Source organism: Chimaeribacter californicus, from assembly GCF_002858675.1.
GTDB lineage: Bacteria > Pseudomonadota > Gammaproteobacteria > Enterobacterales > Enterobacteriaceae > Chimaeribacter > Chimaeribacter californicus.
This window is the reverse complement of record NZ_PJZF01000003.1, coordinates 228,905-245,703: the sequence shown is the minus strand read 5'-3', so window position 1 is coordinate 245,703 and position 16,799 is coordinate 228,905. Positions and strand designations below refer to the sequence as shown.

At 56.2% G+C, this 16,799-nt stretch carries 10 protein-coding genes; 6 read left to right on the top strand and 4 right to left on the bottom strand.

The annotated features are described in order from the left end of the window. Positions 1-133 precede the first annotated feature (133 nt). From CYR55_RS06050 to CYR55_RS06040, 3 genes are all read left to right on the top strand, one after another. The gene (locus CYR55_RS06050; protein WP_101815248.1) at positions 134-1,498 is read left to right on the top strand and encodes a TolC family outer membrane protein; all 1,365 of its coding nucleotides are present in this window, start codon (positions 134-136) and stop codon (positions 1,496-1,498) included. An 80-nt stretch (positions 1,499-1,578) separates the two neighbouring features. Then, positions 1,579-3,723, top strand: a complete 2,145-nt coding sequence (locus CYR55_RS06045; protein WP_101815247.1) for a type I secretion system permease/ATPase — start codon at positions 1,579-1,581, stop codon at positions 3,721-3,723. 10 nt (positions 3,724-3,733) lie between these two features. Further along, the gene (locus CYR55_RS06040) at positions 3,734-4,900 is read left to right on the top strand and encodes a beta-barrel domain-containing protein (protein ID WP_101815246.1); all 1,167 of its coding nucleotides are present in this window, start codon (positions 3,734-3,736) and stop codon (positions 4,898-4,900) included. Positions 4,901-5,794: 894 nt separating this feature from the next. On the opposite strand, the gene CYR55_RS06030 is transcribed toward CYR55_RS06040, so the two are convergent. Continuing rightward, a complete protein-coding gene (locus CYR55_RS06030; RefSeq protein WP_101815244.1) occupies positions 5,795-7,801 on the bottom strand; it encodes a DUF4034 domain-containing protein in 2,007 nt (668 codons plus the stop codon). Positions 7,802-8,581: 780 nt separating this feature from the next. On the opposite strand from CYR55_RS06030, the gene ompC reads away from it, so the two are divergent. The 3 genes from ompC to CYR55_RS06015 all read left to right on the top strand — a co-directional run bounded on the left by ompC (position 8,582) and on the right by CYR55_RS06015 (position 14,760). After that, positions 8,582-9,682: a porin OmpC gene (ompC, locus tag CYR55_RS06025; protein WP_101815243.1), complete on the top strand. Its 1,101-nt coding sequence runs from the start codon at positions 8,582-8,584 to the stop codon at positions 9,680-9,682. A gap of 284 nt (positions 9,683-9,966) precedes the next feature. After that, entirely contained in the window at positions 9,967-12,234 is a 2,268-nt protein-coding gene (locus tag CYR55_RS06020; protein ID WP_101815242.1) for a glycosyl hydrolase family 18 protein, read from the top strand. 258 nt (positions 12,235-12,492) lie between these two features. Continuing rightward, positions 12,493-14,760, top strand: a complete 2,268-nt coding sequence (locus CYR55_RS06015; protein ID WP_101815241.1) for a glycosyl hydrolase family 18 protein — start codon at positions 12,493-12,495, stop codon at positions 14,758-14,760. Between the two features lie 87 nt (positions 14,761-14,847). Here CYR55_RS06015 and CYR55_RS06010 read toward each other — a convergent pair whose 3' ends face one another. From CYR55_RS06010 to CYR55_RS06000, 3 genes are all read right to left on the bottom strand, one after another. Next, positions 14,848-15,234: a helix-turn-helix domain-containing protein gene (locus CYR55_RS06010; protein WP_072930440.1), complete on the bottom strand. Its 387-nt coding sequence runs from the start codon at positions 15,232-15,234 to the stop codon at positions 14,848-14,850. A gap of 115 nt (positions 15,235-15,349) precedes the next feature. Then, positions 15,350-15,565: a hypothetical protein gene (locus CYR55_RS06005; protein WP_101815240.1), complete on the bottom strand. Its 216-nt coding sequence runs from the start codon at positions 15,563-15,565 to the stop codon at positions 15,350-15,352. Positions 15,566-16,401: 836 nt separating this feature from the next. Then, complete coding sequence (locus tag CYR55_RS06000) at positions 16,402-16,740, bottom strand: DUF2502 domain-containing protein (RefSeq protein ID WP_420912723.1); 339 nt, start codon at positions 16,738-16,740, stop codon at positions 16,402-16,404. Between the last annotated feature and the right edge of the window lie 59 nt (positions 16,741-16,799).

Here is a 16,799-nt window from a genome sequence, read left to right as displayed (position 1 = left end):
CAACCAACCCGTACTGACGCAGGGCCGCGGGTCACGCCCGGCCCACAATGGACGTAAGGAATGCACACACCGCGCGGCGGCAATGGCCGCCGCGCAGGATGGGATAAAAATCAGATAGGGGGTCGCGTCGGTAATGACCAGAAAATGCAGGCGGTGTGCTGGGGTATTGCTCAGCACCCTTTGGATAGCAGGGATAACGGCAACGGGCATTGCCCATGCCGAGACACAACCGGAGTTTCACTGGCAGGCGGCACCCACCGAGGAGCTGCGGGCCAGCCTTACCCTGCGCGAAGCCATTTTGCGGGCGTTCGCGCGTAACCCACAAATCGCCTCGGCGGCGGCGCAGATCCACGTCGGCGAAGGTGACCTCAAACAGGCGCGCAGCGCCTGGTTCCCGCAGATTTCCCTGAACGCCTCGGCCGGGCACTCCAACCAGACGGACTCGGCCGGGCAACTCAATAACAACGCCTCCGGCGGCATCGAACTGAGCCAGTTGCTGTATGACTTCGGCAAAACCGGCGGCGCCATCGACGAGCAGGAGCAGCTCTCAGCCTCCTACCGCTACACGCTGTTCAGCACCATGACGGATGTCGGCCTCAGCACCCTCCAGACCTATCTGGAAGTGAAGCGCTACCAGGCGCTGACGCTGGCGGCGCGGGACAACATCGCCTCACTGGAGCGGGTGCGCGACACCGCCAAAATGCGTGCGGACGCCGGGTTAAGCTCGCAGTCTGACGTGTTGCAGGCGCAGACCCGCATCGCCGGGATGCGTGCCACACTGGAACAGTACCGCGCCCAGCAGCGCTCCGCCTCGGCACAGCTGACGGTGCTGACCGGCGTAGTCTCGGACAATCTGCCGGATCTGCCGCAGAGCCTGCTGGAGCAGCAGGTAGCGCTGGACCGCATCCCGTACCAGAACAGTACGCTGGTGCGCAGCGCCCAGGCCAAACAGGAAGCGGCGATTCAGCGGGTGCGTTCACAGCGGGCGCAGCACTGGCCGACCCTGAAAGTGCAGGCCGGGCGCACGCGGTATGAAAATGACACCCGTTCCTACTGGGACGATCAGGTGCAGCTGGCGGTGGAGGCCCCGGTCTATCAGGGCGGGGCGATCAGCGCGCAGGTGGAGTCAGCGGAGGGTGAGCGCGAGGCGGCGCAGGCCGAGGTGGAGAAGGCCAAACTGGACATCAACCAGAAAGCCTCGACCGCCTACGCGGACATGATCGGCGCGCAGCAGCGCCAGCAGGCGGGGGATGAGCAGTATGACAGCGCCATTCACACCCGCAGCGTCTATCAGGATGAGTACAAGCTCAGCAAGCGCAGCCTCAATGACCTGCTGACGGTGGAGCAGGATGTGTTCCAGGCCGACACCATGCGCATCGGCGCGCTGTATGACGGCTGGGACGGCACGGTGCGCTATGCGGCAGCGGTGGACAATCTGCTCGACATGCTGGGCATCGACCGGCAACAGCAGAGCGGCGACAAACTGCCCGCGCTGTAACAGGCCATGGGCCGGACAACCCGTTTCCCCCCGCCGGGCGCTGCATGGGCGCGGCCGGGGACACCAGAGAGAGTGTATTGATGAAAACAACAACCGATGCATGGATTGCCGCGATGGTCAGGGCGGCAGAGATTTTCGGCAAGCCCGCCGACCCGCAATTCCTGCGCCAGCAGATGCGCTGGTTCGAGCAGCTCAGCCAGGCGCGCCAGCTGGAGCGCCTGAGCGGGCTGATGGGGTTGCAGGTGAGTGTGGTGCACCGCGACCGGGTGCGCTGGCGGCAGGAGGTGCTGCCGGCGATTGTGGTGCTGGAGCAGGGCACCACGGCGGTGATTGAGACGCTGGACGCCGAAGGGCAGGCGGGCTACTGGTTGCAGGACGGCGGCGACATCCTGCGGCAGGCCGATCTCTCCACGCTGCTCTCCCAGGGGGACGGCAATGTGGTGCTGGTGGGCGTGGCGGCGCGCGGGCGCGACGGGCGGATTGATGAGTTTGTGCAGCCCTACCGCAAGCACTGGTTCTGGCACAATTTCCGCGGCGCCGGGCGGCGGATCGGCGAGATTTCGCTGGCGTCGGTGATCGGTAACGTGCTGGCGCTGGCCGGGATCCTGTTTTCAATGCAGGTGTATGACCGGGTTATCCCGGCGGAATCCTTTTCCTCGCTCTGGGTGCTGTTCATTGGGGTGTTGCTGGCCGCCGCGATTGAGTACGGCATCCGGCTGATGCGTACCCGCGTCTCTGACCTGATGGGCAAACGCATTGACCTGAAAGTCTCCTCGCTGTTTTTCGCCCGCGCCATGAGCATGAAAAATGAGGCGCGGCCCAAATCCACCGGCTCCTTTATTTCGCAGCTGCGCGAGATTGACCAGGTGCGCGAGCTGCTGACCTCCACCACGGTGGGCGCAGCAGCGGATATGCCGTTTGTGTTGCTGTTTCTGGCGATTATGGCGTTTATCGGCGGGCCGCTGGTGGTTATCCCGTTGCTGGCGATCCCGCTGATTGTGATCCCCGGTTTGCTTATCCAGATCCCGATGGCGAAGCTGGCCAAAGAGGGGATGCGCGAGGGCGCGCTGCGTAACGCGGTGCTGGTGGAGGCGATCGAGGGCATTGAGGACATCAAGGCATTGCAGGCGGAACCCTATTTCCAGCGCCAGTGGGAGCAGAACCACGAGGTCGGTGCGACCATCGGCATGAAGCAGCGGCTGTGGGGCGCACGCCTGACCGGCTGGGCCTCGACGGTGCAGCAGCTCACCTACGCCGGGATGCTGGTGTTCGGCACTTATCTGGTGCTGAATGGCGACATCACCACCGGGACGCTGGTGGCCGCCAGTTTGCTCTCCTCCCGCACCATTGCGCCGCTGATGCAGCTGACGCTGGTGTTCTCGCGCTGGCAGCACGCCAAGAGCGCGATGAAAGGGCTGGATGAGTTGCTGAAGAAGCCGCTCGACCGGCCGGAAGAGGGCGAGATGGCGCACTGCCCGGCGCTCAGCGGCCACTACCAGCTGGGTAATGTGCAGTACGCCTATGATGCGGAGCAGGGGCCGAATGTGCTCGGCGTCGGCAAGCTGGAGATTAAGCCCGGCGAACGGGTGGCGATCCTCGGCAAGGTCGGGGCGGGGAAATCGACGCTGCTGAAGTTGCTGGCCGGGCAGGCGACGCCCACCGGCGGGAAGATCATTATTGACGGGGTGGACATCACCCGCGTTGACCCGGTGGATCTGCGCCGCCAGCTGGGCTATCTGTCGCAGGATTCGCGGCTGTTTTTCGGCACGTTGCGGCAGAATCTGATGCTCGGTCACCCGCACGCTACCGATCAGGAGATGTTGCAGGCGCTGCGCATCAGCGGCGCGCTGAGCATGGTGCAGCAGGACGCCGCCAGCCTCGACCGCATTGTGAATGAGGGCGGGCGCGGGCTGTCCGGCGGGCAGCAGCAGATGGTGCTGATCAGCCGGATGGTGTTGCGTAACCCGCAGGTGGTGCTGATGGATGAGCCGACTGCCTCGATGGATGAGCAGTTGGAAGAGTATGTGTTGCGCCAGATGCACAGCTGGCTCGCCGGCCGCACGCTGGTGCTGGTGACCCACCGCCCGGCGCTGCTGAAGCTGGTGGACAGGATTGTGGTGATGGACAACGGGCGCGTGGTGGCTGATGGCCCACGCGAGCAGATTCTGGCGAATGCGGCGGCCACGCAGGCCGCGGCCGCCAAGGCGCAACAGGGCGCAGCCTGAGGACAGGACGATGTCACACATTGTATCGGATGAGTTTGAGCGCGATCAGAAGCGGGTTTCCGGGATTATCTGGCTTTCGCTGTTGGCGCTGGTGGTGTTTTTTGTCTGGGCCTGGTTTGCCGTGCTGGACGAGGTGACGGTAGGCACGGGGAAGGTGACCCCTTCCAGCCGCGCCCAGCAGATCGAGAGTTTTGACGGCGGGGTCGTTAAGCAGTTGCTGGTGCAGGAGGGGAGTATTGTGAATAAGGGGCAGATTCTGGCGCGCCTCGACCCGACGCGGTTCCAGTCTAATTTTGGTGAAGCGGCGGCGCGGGTGCAGACGCTGCGCGCCTCGGCCGAGCGGCTGACCGCTGAGCTGACCGGGGAGCCGCTGAAGTTCAGCGCGCAGACGATGAAGTCCCCGGAGCTGGTGGCGCGCGAGCGGCAATATTATCTGTCGCGGTTGCAGAACCGCAACGAGACGGTGAAGAATTTGCAGGATTCGTTGCGGCTGGTGGAGCAGGAGTTGCGGATGACCGAGCCGCTGGTGGCGAAGGGCGCGGCCGGGCAGGTGGAGGTGATCCGTTTGCGGCGGCAGGCCAGCGAGATCCGCGGGAAGATTGACGAGGCGCGCAACCAGTACGCGGTGAAAGCGCGCGAGGAGCAGGTGAAGAATAACGCCGATCTGGAAGCGGAGATGCAGGTGATGGCCGGTAAGGAGGATCAGGTAACGCGCGCCGATCTGTTCTCGCCGGTACGCGGGATTGTGAAGGATATTCAGGTCACGACCGTCGGCGGGGTGTTGCAGCCGGGCGGCAAGCTGATGGAGATCGTCCCGATTGAGGATCAATTGCTGATCGAGACGCGCATCAACCCGCGCGACATCGCTTACATCCGCCCCGGTCTGCCGGCGACGGTGAAGATCACTGCCTACGACTCCTCGATTTACGGCGATCTCAAAGGCAGGGTAGAAACCGTCTCCCCGGACACGATTCAGGATGAAGTCAAGCGCGACCAGTTCTACTACCGGGTATACGTGCGCACGGACAAAGCGACCCTGACCAACAAAGCCGGCCGCGAATTCCCGATCGTGCCCGGCATGGTCGCCACCGTCGACATCAAAACCGGGCAGAAAAGCGTGCTCGACTACCTGCTGAAACCGCTCAACAAAGTCAAAGAGTCCCTGCGGGAACGGTAACCTCCCAAGGCAGGCATCGCGCCTGCCTTTTTCTTATCTGCTTAAAGTGACATGCAATTCTTCCGAACAGAACTGGGGAGCAAAAACCTATGCATGTTCAGCGAAAATAACGCCCCTACCATTTCCTTACATACCTGATGATTTGCAATCTGGTGGGGGCATTAAAATTATTGCCGACGAGGACGCAGGGCCGGGTGAGCGGGCATGGATATATACAGAACCTGTCTACTCTTTCCTTACATACCTGATGATTTGCAATCTGGTGGGGGCATTAAAATTATTGCCGACGAGGACGCAGGGCCGGGTGAGCGGGCATGGATATATACAGAACCTGTCTACTCTTTCCTTACATACTCAATGATTTGCAGTCTGGTGGGGGCGTAAAAATCATTGCCGAGTAGAGCCGCAGGGCCGGGCGAGCACACAAGGATGTGTGCGAGAGGTACAGCCACGCTGGGAGCGTGTCTGTACCGGCCCGATTAGCCCGGAGGACGCTGGAGGGACAAATTGGCCGGGAGCCAATTTGCACAACGCGAAGCGTTGCCCCGAAGGGGTGAGCCCCAGGGATGGGGCGAATATACCCGCGGTAGCGGCCAATGATTCAGCCGGGGCACCCAAAGCGCGGGGATGCAAGGGGCGGGCGCTTACGCGCCCCTTGCGCGGTGGCGGCAGCGGGGCCGCAGAAAGGGTGCTGGTCGTATGCCAACGCAACCTACTCCGATCTCATAAGGCATAAGGCATAAGGCATAAGGCATAAGGCATAAGGCATAAGGCATAAGGCATAAGGCATAAGGCATAAGGCATAAGGCATAAGGCATAAGGCATAAGGCATAAGGCATAAGGCATAAGGCATAAGGCATAAGGTATAAGGTATAAGGTATAAGGTATAAGGCCTTATACTTCCCCCATCCGGGCATCCCCTTCCACCCGAAGATCCCCAAGTACATCCCCCTCCCCAAGCTTCCGTTTATCCTGCCACAACACCATCCTGTCCCGCAGGGACTCACTCAGCCCCGCCAGCGCCACCTGCGCCGCCTCCAGCCCCGGATTAACCGATAACGCCAGCTCAAACAGCTGCTGCGCCATAAAGCGGTTTTTCTCGCAACCCAGCCCCTCGCGCCATGCCATGCCCAGCGACCAGGCGGCCTCGGCGCGGGTGCTGCTGCTTTCATCCCGGATAATCTCCGGCAGCCAGTTTTCCACCGCCTGCCGCCTGTCCGCCTCTGATCCTGCCTCCAGCGCCCAGGTGGCGCGCCAGTAACGGGCGTTCAGGTCGCCGTGCTCAATCGCCTGCTGGTACCAGTGCATCGCCCCGGCGTAATCCGGCCCGCTGTCTGCGCCTTCGCGCAGGGCATTGGCATAGGCAAACATCGCCGGCACCAGCCCGGCTTCAGCGGCGCGCCCGGCGGCCTGCAACGCACCTTGCGCGCTGCGCAACGCTTCCGGCACATCTTCATGCCAGGCATCGCGGTAGAACAGATACAGCTCATAGCTGTGCAGCGCACTGCCGCGCAGCGCCATGCCAAGCAGCAGGGTATGGGCAGCATGCAGATCGCCGTTCAGCGCCATGTCATGCGCCAGCGTGATCTGCTGCTGTTCGGTCACTGCCCGGTCAGGCCGGGCGGCCAGCAGCGAGGCGGCATAATCCAGCAGCGAGGCCGAAAGCCGCAGGTTCTCCGGCACGCCATACAGCCCATGGGCGCAGGCGCTGGCGGCAAAGGCCGCCAGCAGCGCATCTGAAGGGTAGGCGCAGGCGCGTTGCAACAGCGTCGGCAGCACCGCGTGCGGGTCCTCCACGCCGGACGCCAGCACCGCGCGGGAGATAAACAGCGTGGCGGAGGGCGCGGGCATCAGGTCAGGGGCCAGCGCCAGCAATTTGGCATAGCAGGCCAGGCCGGCGGCGTCATCATCCTGCCAGTAGGCCAGGCAGGGGGCGGCGGCTTCCAGCAACCGCTGGTGCAGCGCCGGCGCCGGCGGCGGGGCCAGCACCTCGGCCAGCCGCTGCTGGAGCTGTTCTGCCCGGTCGCTGCCGCGCTCCGCGACGTCGCCGCCCAGGGCAAACAGCAGCACTTCAGCGCGGAAACGGCGGCGGGTTGCCTCGTCAAACCCGGCCATCAGTGCGCTGTCGATCATCGTCTCGCAGTGAGCCGGATCGCCGCCCCAGTGCGGTGACTGAAACACCAGCCAGGATTCAACGGTGCCGGTGTCTCCCGGGCGAATCGCCAGCGCCAGCCGCAACCAGTAGTCGGTGGCGTCTTCCTCTTTGCTGCGTGTCCCGGCCAGCGCCTCCGGTAACTGTGAGGGCCATGGCTCAGGCACGCCGGCCCCCAGCGCCTCCAGCCACAACAGCCCCTCTGCCCAGACCGGGTTGCCGGTCAGGCTGAATTTCTGGTGCAGCGGCAGCGGCACTTCACCGGCAAACAGCGCCCGCAGCCAGTAAGGCTCACCAAAGCCGCCGCTGAGGGTCATCAGGTGGCGGTAGGCGTGGGTCGGGCGCGGGTGGCACGCCACCGCCCGCAGCAGTGCCTGTACTGCATGGTCACAACAGAGTTGCGCGCCGAGCCACTGGCTGTCCGGCAGGGCATCTTCGTCGCCCTGGCTGCGGATCGCCCAGGCCTGCTCATGCCAGAACATCCCCAGCAGCACCTGCGCGTGGTAGCTCTGCGGCGACAGCTGCACCCATTCACGCAGGAGCTCAAGCCTACCGGCCGCATCCAGTTCGCTGCCGCCAAACAGGCTCTCCATGCTCATGATCAGCCCGTATTGGCTGTCCGGCGTGGTGTGCGACTGCCAGCCGCGCATCAGCATCAGCAGCCACTCATCCAGTTTGGCAAAGCGGCGGGTCAGGAGCAGGGTACGCGCCCGGAGGATGTCATCGGGCTGGGTATCAGAAAGTGGCATGCGATTCCTTCAAACTGGCTGAACGGGCTGCCGCGCGGCGGACGGCAAAAAGTGGGGGTAATTATGCGAAGTTTCTGCACATAAGTCTAAGTAATGGCCGCGAATCGCAGCAGCAGAATGTTCTGAGAAGCATGGTCGCCCGGCAGGAAGGGCGCGCACAGGGAAACGCGGGCAGCGGAAAGAGGGGCGTTATGCGCGGTTGTCATAAACATTGCATGAGAGTTTATTACCCCTGGGGGCAGACTGTGGTTATTATCACCCCGGTTAGCAGCCATATGGCCTTTATTTCCCCTATAAATTTCAAGTGGGTAAATAATGGGTGATTACCGTTATTACTTATCACGCACCGGAATTACCGCACAAAAAGGCAATAAAAAACCGGCCAAAAGGCCGGTGCAAAAACAATCAAATTATCTGAGATAATGAAGGTAATAAATACAACTAATGATGATAGCAGGGCGTATTATAGAGAGCGGTTTAAGATTTCCTTTATCATTCGGTGCGAAAAACGTAAATTTTCATAACTTAATGAATCTATACAAATTTCTATAATGTTTTACCAATTAATGCTTAATTTGCCTTAGTGCTGCGAACAAATAATCAGCGTTTAATTACATATTGAAATGTTTATTTATAACAAAGAAACATTATTGGTAAATTGGTAGCATTTTCTTTCTGGATTAATTATGCACTTATCCTGAGAATGAATTCGCCTTGTCGGGCTTAATAATTCATCGGTAACAGTGGCGCACACCCGACATCACGATCAAGGACACTAACATGAAACTCCGCATTCTTTCTCTGATGGTTCCCGCTTTATTGGTTGCCGGCACCGCCGGTGCTGCAGAAATTTATAACAAAGATGGCAACAAGCTGGATCTGTTCGGCAAAATTGACGGCCTGCATTACTTCTCTGACAACGACGGCAGCGATGGCGACCAGTCTTATATGCGTTTCGGCCTGCGTGGTGAGACGCAGATTACCAATCAGTTAACCGGGTACGGCGAGTGGGAGTACCAGGTGGCGCTGAACACCTCAGAAAGTGAGGGCAGTGCTGATACCTTTACCCGTGTTGGTTTCGCCGGCCTGAAATTTGGCGACTACGGCTCACTGGATTACGGCCGCAACTACGGCGTGATTTATGACGTCGGCTCCTGGACTGACGTACTGCCGGAGTTCGGCGGTGACACCTACGGTTCAGATAACTTCATGATGCAGCGTGGCAACGGCATGCTGACCTACCGCAATAACAACTTCTTTGGCCTGGTTGACGGCCTGAGCCTTGGCCTGCAATACCAGGGCAAAAACAGCAGCGGCACCGAAGAAACTGGCCGTGATGTGCTGGACAGCAATGGCGACGGCTACGGCATGTCACTCTCCTACGATCTGGGCAACGGCTTCAGCGCCGCGGCAGCCTATGCCAGCTCTGACCGTACCACTGACCAGAACGCCGATACGCTGTATGGCCGCGGTGACCGCGCAGACGCCTACACCGGCGGCCTGAAGTATGACGCCAACAACGTCTACCTGGCGGCGATGTACACCAAAACCTACAACGCCACCCGCTTCGGCGGCGGCGGCAGCGATATCGAAGGCTTCGCCAACGAAGCGGACAACTGGGAAGCGGTGGCGCAGTACCAGTTCGACTTCGGCCTGCGCCCTTCTGTGGCGTACCTGCAATCCCGCGGTAAAGACATTGAAGGCTTCGGTAACCAGGATCTGCTGAAATATGTGGATGTCGGCGCGACCTATTACTTCAACAAAAACATGTCTACCTATGTTGATTACAAAATCAACCTGCTGGACGACAACCAGTTCACCAACGCCGCCGGTATCAATACCGATGACGTAGTGGGTGTGGGCCTGGTGTACCAGTTCTGAGTTTCCGCATCACCTGTTTTTGATTCGCCCCCTCCTGGGGGCGTTTTTATTTCGATTCCCTTTCTTTTATTTGTTTTCGCTTTTCCGCTACCCCAAAATAGAACACCCGCCCTTTGTTGCCATAATAGGAATTTATTTCTTCAGGCCATTCTATGACTTAACTAATAATTAAATAAAGATGTAATAACGATTAATTTCATAACGAATTAGTTTGTTTATTATCCTCATCGAGATAATTAAAGTTCTCATAATCGCAATTTTAATTTTTCAAAAGGATAGTCATGATGAGGCTAAACAAAATAACTGCCGCGCTGCTTCTGTCGGCGGTTACCTTCCCTTTATATACTTTTGCAGCAACTCTCAGCGCCAATGACAGCACCAACACCATTACCGGTCTCGATACCAGCCAGATGATCTCCCGCGATAACGGCCAAAAATGGGAGGCGTATACGAATGAAAAACAAAATAATTTCCCCGGCACCCTGACGGTAACGGTAGCGATGAAAGACGATCAGGCGATTAATTCCGTCGTGTATGATCCGTCAATGGCCTATTCCGAGCCCTATACCGTAGTACGGTATAACGGCTATTACTGGACCAATAAATGGTGGGCGAACCCAGGTGAAGTGCCGGGCAGTAATGAGGTCTGGACGAAAGGCGCGAAAATTGATATTGACACCCTCGCCACTTTTAAATTCACCCCTTATAGCGGCCAGGAAGCTATCGATTTCCAGAAAGACCAGAAAGCCAAAGTTGCTGAGCAGCGCAAAGTCGTGGGCTATTTCCCGGAGTGGGGCGTGTATGACGCACACAATAACTTTACCCCGGATAAAATTGATTTCACCCAGCTCACCCACCTGAATTACGGTTTTGGGGTCGTCAAGAATGGTGAGGTGAAGATCCATGACACCGAGAAAGGTCCGGGATTGCTGGCACAGCTGGATGACATGACCGAAGACGCGGGCGTCTCGTATATGGCGTCTATCGGCGGCTGGAATAACTCGGAAGAAGGCGTATTCGAAGCAGCGACGGCCACCGATGCGGGCGTGGATAAACTGGCGAACAGTATGCTGGCCTTTATGCTGGAGTGGGGCTTCGACGGGATCGATGTTGACTGGGAATACCCGGATACCGAAGTCGAAAAAACGCAGTTCACCAAGCTGATGCAGAGCCTGCGCAGCAAGCTGGACGCACAGGGCAAGAAAGACGACAAGTACTATCAGCTCTCTGCTGCGGTGACCACCAACCATAACAAGATTGCGTTTATCAACCCGGAAGTCACCGCCCCGCTGATGGACAGTGTTAACGTCATGGCTTATGACTTCCACGGCGCATTTGACCCAATCACCGGTCACAATGCACCGCTGTATGCCAACAGCCAGGATGCTGACCCGAAATTCAACGCCTCGTCGGCCATGAAAGAGTATGCCGAAACCTATAACGTACCGAAAAATAAATTGCTGATGGGGGTTCCTTTCTACGGCCGCGGCTGGGGCGATGTGGAGCCGACCGAGATCGTCCAGGGGCTGCCGGGGCTGTTTGCACCGGGCACCGCCACTGTTCAGGGTGCCTGGGATGACGTCGGCCAGTTCACCGGCACCAACCCGTGGTATGTGCTGAAAGAGAAACTGGCCAGCGGCGACTATACCCGTTACTGGGACCGTGAGTCACGGGTGCCGTATCTCTATAACGCCGCCACCAAAGAGTTCCTGACCTATGACGACCCGCAATCGATCCGTGAAAAAGTCGACTTCATTAATAACCAGGGCTACGGCGGTGCCATTATCTGGGATCTGAGCGGGGATACACCGGATCATGAACTGGGAAGTATCGTTAAAGATGTGAAAGACGCCCAGGAGCAATCTGAAGCGAAAGATCTGCGCCTTCAATATTTCAATAATGTCTTAAATATTGTTGCGGAACTGGATGAAGCGCATCAGGCCGGTGAAAACCGTTATATGGTGTATGTGAATAATATATACCGGATGGAAAGCTATGCGGGTAAAGTCTATTACTGCAGTATGACCCTGCAACCTGGGGAGCATACCGCCAGACTGACACAAGCAGCCAAAGGGACGGCAGCAGTGAAAGCCGGTGATGTGATTGAATTACGTAAAGCCACGAAAACGCCTGGGTACAGTTCAGCTGAGTATACGGTTCTGAAAAAAATCACCGTTACCGAAGAGATGATGAAAAACCCCACCCTTGAGGCGGATATGGAAAAGGCCAAAGAAGGGTTGAAGGGCCTGACCGTTAATAAAAATGGCTTCTCTATTGTTGAAACGAAGGACCTGTTTAACGCCAAACTTCGTATCGTAGGCTACGTTAATGGTGCCTATAATATGGAAACCTTTAACGGTAAACACTATTACTCTTCGAAGAAAGAACAGGGTAATGACGTGACATTGTCGGCCAACCGAAAATTGAAGGTCGGGGATAAAGTGACCGTGAAATTTACCGCCGGTTCACCGGGTGCCGGCAGCGATGCAATCACTACGCTGGCAGAAAACACTTTGCAGGAAGTGAAGGTCACCGCGGATATGCTAAAATAATCCCGGCATAATTTAGTAATATGTGGATTAAACGCCCCAACTGTAATGGTTGGGGCATTTTTATGCTGCCTTTTATTTATCACGTTCTATAAAAATACACGCCATATTAACACCCCTCACAATATCATTTCATTTAATCCTTAATTAATTCAGATTTTAATAATAATTACTTTTTGTTTTGGCAGTTTTGTCTATTATCCGCTCGCTTTACTTGATGTCATTATGATCAAAATTTAAATTATTTTAAAGGATATAATTATGAAGCTAAGCAAGATCACGACTGCCATTCTTTTGGCGGCTGTGTCTGCTCCTCTGGCTGTGTCGGCTGCGACCCTTTCTGCCAATGACAGCACCAACACCATTTCCGGCCTTAATAATAGTCAGATGATTTCCCGCGATAACGGTAAGAAATGGGAAGCCTATACCTCTGAAAAACAAAATAACTTTTCCGGCACCCTGACCGTTGTGGTGGCAGAAAAGGATGAGTTGGCGATTAACGCTGTTGATTATGACCCGACAATTGCCTACTCGCAGGCAAACACCGTGGTGCGTTATAACGGCTATTACTGGACGAATAAATGGTGGTCTAACCCGGGCGAACTGCCGGGCAGTAATGAAGTATGGGCAAAAGGGGCAAAAATTGAGGTGAAAACCCTCGCGACCTTTAAATTCACTCCGTATAGCGGCCAGGAAGCGATTGATTTCCAGAAGAAACAGAAAGCTAACGTTGCTGAGCAACGTAAAGTGATTGGTTACTTCCCGGAGTGGGGGGTGTATGAAGCCCATAACTACTTCACCCCGGATAAAATTGATTTCTCCCAAATTACCCACCTGAATTACGGTTTCGCCGTGGTTAAAAATGGCGAAGTAGGTATTCATGACACCTATAAGGCGCCTGAATTACTCCGCCAGCTCGATAAGATGACCGAAGAGGCAGGCGTCACCAATATGATTTCGGTGGGCGGCTGGAATAACTCCTTTGAAGGCGTGTTCGAAGCGGCGACAGCCACCGATGCAGGCGTGGATAAACTGGCGAACAGTATGCTGGCCTTTATGCTGGAGTGGGGCTTCGACGGGATCGATGTTGACTGGGAATACCCGGATACCGAAGCCGAAAAAGCGCAATTCACCAAGCTGATGCAGAGCCTGCGCAGCAAGCTGGACGCACAGGGCAAGAAAGACGACAAGTACTACCAGCTCTCTGCTGCGGTGACCACCAACCATAAAAACATTGAATTTATTAACCCAACGGTCACCGCCCCGCTGATGGACAGCGTGAATGTGATGGCCTATGACATTCACGGCGCATTTGACCCGATCACCGGTCACAATGCCCCGCTGTATGCCAACAGCCAGGATGCTGACCAGAAACTCAACGTCGCTTCTACGCTGAAAGAGTACGCTGAAACCTATAATGTGCCGAAAAACAAGCTGATGGTGGGGATTCCTTACTATGGCCGCGGCTGGGGTAATGTCGAGCCGACCGAGATCGTCCCGGGGCTGCCGGGCCTGTTTGCGGCGGGTTCCGCTACCTCTCAGGGTGCCTGGGATGACGCCGGTCAGTTCACCGGTACCAACCCGTGGTATGTGCTGAAAGAGAAACTGGCCAGCGGTGAATTCACCCGTTACTGGGACAGTGAATCGCGTGTGCCGTACCTGTACAACGCTGCCACCAAAGAGCTGTTGACCTATGACGATCCGCAATCTATCCGTGAGAAAGTGGACTTCATTAATAACGAAGGCTACGGTGGCGCGATTGTCTGGGATCTGAGCGGTGACACACCGGATCATGAGCTGGGCAACATTGTGAAAGATGTGAAAGATGCACAAGAGCAATCTGAAGCGAAAGATCTGCGCCTTCAATATTTTAATAATGTATTGAATATTGTTGCCGTTCTGGATGAAGCGCATCAGGCCGGTGAAAACCGTTATATGGTGTATGTGAATAATATATACCGGATGGAAAGCTATGCGGGTAAAGTCTATTACTGCAGTATGACCCTGCAACCTGGGGAGCATACCGCCAGACTGACACAAGCAGCCAAAGGGACGGCAGCAGTGAAAGCCGGTGATGTGATTGAATTACGTAAAGCCACGAAAACGCCTGGGTACAGTTCAGCTGAGTATACGGTTCTGAAAAAAATCACCGTTACCGAAGAGATGATGAAAAACCCCACCCTTGAGGCGGATATGGAAAAGGCCAAAGAAGGGTTGAAGGGCCTGACCGTTAATAAAAATGGCTTCTCTATTGTTGAAACGAAGGACCTGTTTAACGCCAAACTTCGTATCGTAGGCTACGTTAATGGTGCCTATAATATGGAAACCTTTAACGGTAAACACTATTACTCTTCGAAGAAAGAACAGGGTAATGACGTGACATTGTCGGCCAACCGAAAATTGAAGGTCGGGGATAAAGTGACCGTGAAATTTACCGCCGGTTCACCGGGTGCCGGCAGCGATGCAATCACTACGCTGGCAGAAAACACTTTGCAGGAAGTGAAGGTCACCGCGGATATGCTGAAATAATTCCGGCATAATTCAGTAATAGATGAATTAAACGCCCCGGCTGTGATGGCCGGGGCGTTTTTTATAGGTGCCATGTGCAAGCCGGCTTCAGGCCGTTTTCTGATGGATAAGGTGCAGCGGCGGGGCGATGTCCAGCGTGATGTCCGGATTTTGCCGGAACTCGTGCGGGGTGATGTTGAAGCGTTTGCGGAACATGTAGGTGAAGTGCGACTGGGAGCCAAAGCCAAAATCCATCGCAATATCAAAAATCGGCGTATCACTGGCACTGAGCTGGTACACCGCGCCCGCCAGACGGCGCTCGCGGATGTACTTACCCAGCGAAATGCCTGTGGATTCTTTGAACAGTTTCTGCATGTGCCACAGGGAGTAACCGGAGTAGTCGGCCAGCTCTTCCAGATGGATGACGCGGCCAAGGTGGTTTTCAATCCACTTGCTCAGGGCGCAGACAACTGTGATATGAATATCGTGTGCCATGGGTTTGTCTGTTTCTGAATTTGATATAGGGCAGTATACACAAAAACGATGAAATAGCGGAGCGGGGGAGCCGGGGCAAAATGTGGCAGCCCGGTTTCCGGGCTGCCACCGTCAATCAGTGGTGAAGGTGGCGGGCAATGACGTCCAGCGCGCCCACCCGGGAGTCTGCCGGATCGGGTGACAAGGCATAGGCACCCTGCGCATCAATCCTGACTGCCCACCATCCTTCTGCTTCACCAAAAATTGCGTAACTTCCTTGTTCACAGGCCGTCAGCAGATCGTCAGCCTCAAGCTGATAGACGACGTTGTCCAGATAGACCGTTTTAATCATTTCTCATCCTTGAACATTGATGGACTGAATACAACCAGCGGCATAATTGCCGCCTGGCTGCGGTATTAAGGAATACCTCAGACCGGTGCTCTAGTATCAGCCTACTGCCGGTAGCTGTGAAGCATAACCTTACAAATCTGCGAGTTACCACAAAAAGTAAGGTGATAAAGGGGTAAAACGCTATTTTTCAGTTGGTTAAACTGATTTTAAAAGGGGTTAAAACAGCTGTACAGCCAGCGCGACCATCGAAAGCCAGAACAGGGCGCAGCCGCTCAGCAACAGGGTCCAGACAGAATGCAGCGTTGGGATCAGGGTCATGGCAGCCTCAGGGATCAGGAGAGAGCCGCCATTATTGCTCAGCCGGGCTGAGGCAATAGGAGGAGCAGAGGGGGATTTCGCGGTTACTTCAGGTTGTAAACGTTTACTTAAGCAATACCCAGTGAATGAGCCGGGCGATGGCATCATCCAGCACCACAATGGCCACCAGAACACCGACAATCAGCCAGTAAAATTGTTTGCCCTTCACCAGACCACCCCCATCGGTGTCATCCCCACGGGTTGGTTCCTTGCATCAATGAAATAATGCCGGCGCATACGGCAATAAAACAGACAAATACGATCAGTAACCGGATCATCAGCCACGACTCCCTTATGAATGTTGGGGGGATTTACCGGGCAGTATTTTTTCAGAAACTCATTAAAAAACAAACTGAATTTCTTATCAGTACATGTCTGAAGCGGGGGAAGGGGGCAAATACACCCAAAAGGCAGGATAAATGCGGCAAAAGCCGGGCTGCTGAAGGCAAACCGGCTGCCCCAGAGGCAGCCGGACAGTGTTACCAGTCATCACGATCGTGATGGTGCCAGTGCGGCGGCGGGCCGTCATGCCAGTCATCATGCCAGCGTGGCGGCGGGGGAGGCTCATGCCAGTGCGGAGGCGGCTCATCATCACGCGGCTCCTCCACCCAGACCCAGCGGCCATCGTCGTGACGACGGTGGTGATGCCACCACTGGGGATCACGCCAGTCATCGCCATCCCAGTAATAACCACGCTGGTCCTGATCACCAATATGCAGTGACAGGCCAGGGACATTCACGCCCAGTTCTACGCCGGCATGGGAAACCAGCGGAAAAGAGAGTAACAGGGCAAACAGTGTGACGGCTTTTTTCATCATAATAAACTCCAGCGCCTGATAGTCAGGTGTCGCTAAAGTAATCCTGAGAAAAGCCCACG

Excerpts from the sequence above, each read along its gene's own strand:
- CYR55_RS06015 (WP_101815241.1), top strand. The coding sequence starts at position 12,493 with ATGAAGCTAAGCAAGATCACGACTGCCATTCTTTTGGCGGCTGTGTCT.
- CYR55_RS06040 (WP_101815246.1), top strand. The coding sequence starts at position 3,734 with ATGTCACACATTGTATCGGATGAGTTTGAGCGCGATCAGAAGCGGGTT.
- CYR55_RS06020 (WP_101815242.1), top strand. The coding sequence starts at position 9,967 with ATGAGGCTAAACAAAATAACTGCCGCGCTGCTTCTGTCGGCGGTTACC.
- CYR55_RS06050 (WP_101815248.1), top strand. The coding sequence starts at position 134 with ATGACCAGAAAATGCAGGCGGTGTGCTGGGGTATTGCTCAGCACCCTT.
- CYR55_RS06000 (WP_420912723.1), bottom strand. The coding sequence starts at position 16,740 with ATGATGAAAAAAGCCGTCACACTGTTTGCCCTGTTACTCTCTTTTCCG.
- ompC (WP_101815243.1), top strand. The coding sequence starts at position 8,582 with ATGAAACTCCGCATTCTTTCTCTGATGGTTCCCGCTTTATTGGTTGCC.
- CYR55_RS06005 (WP_101815240.1), bottom strand. The coding sequence starts at position 15,565 with ATGATTAAAACGGTCTATCTGGACAACGTCGTCTATCAGCTTGAGGCT.
- CYR55_RS06045 (WP_101815247.1), top strand. The coding sequence starts at position 1,579 with ATGAAAACAACAACCGATGCATGGATTGCCGCGATGGTCAGGGCGGCA.
- CYR55_RS06030 (WP_101815244.1), bottom strand. The coding sequence starts at position 7,801 with ATGCCACTTTCTGATACCCAGCCCGATGACATCCTCCGGGCGCGTACC.
- CYR55_RS06010 (WP_072930440.1), bottom strand. The coding sequence starts at position 15,234 with ATGGCACACGATATTCATATCACAGTTGTCTGCGCCCTGAGCAAGTGG.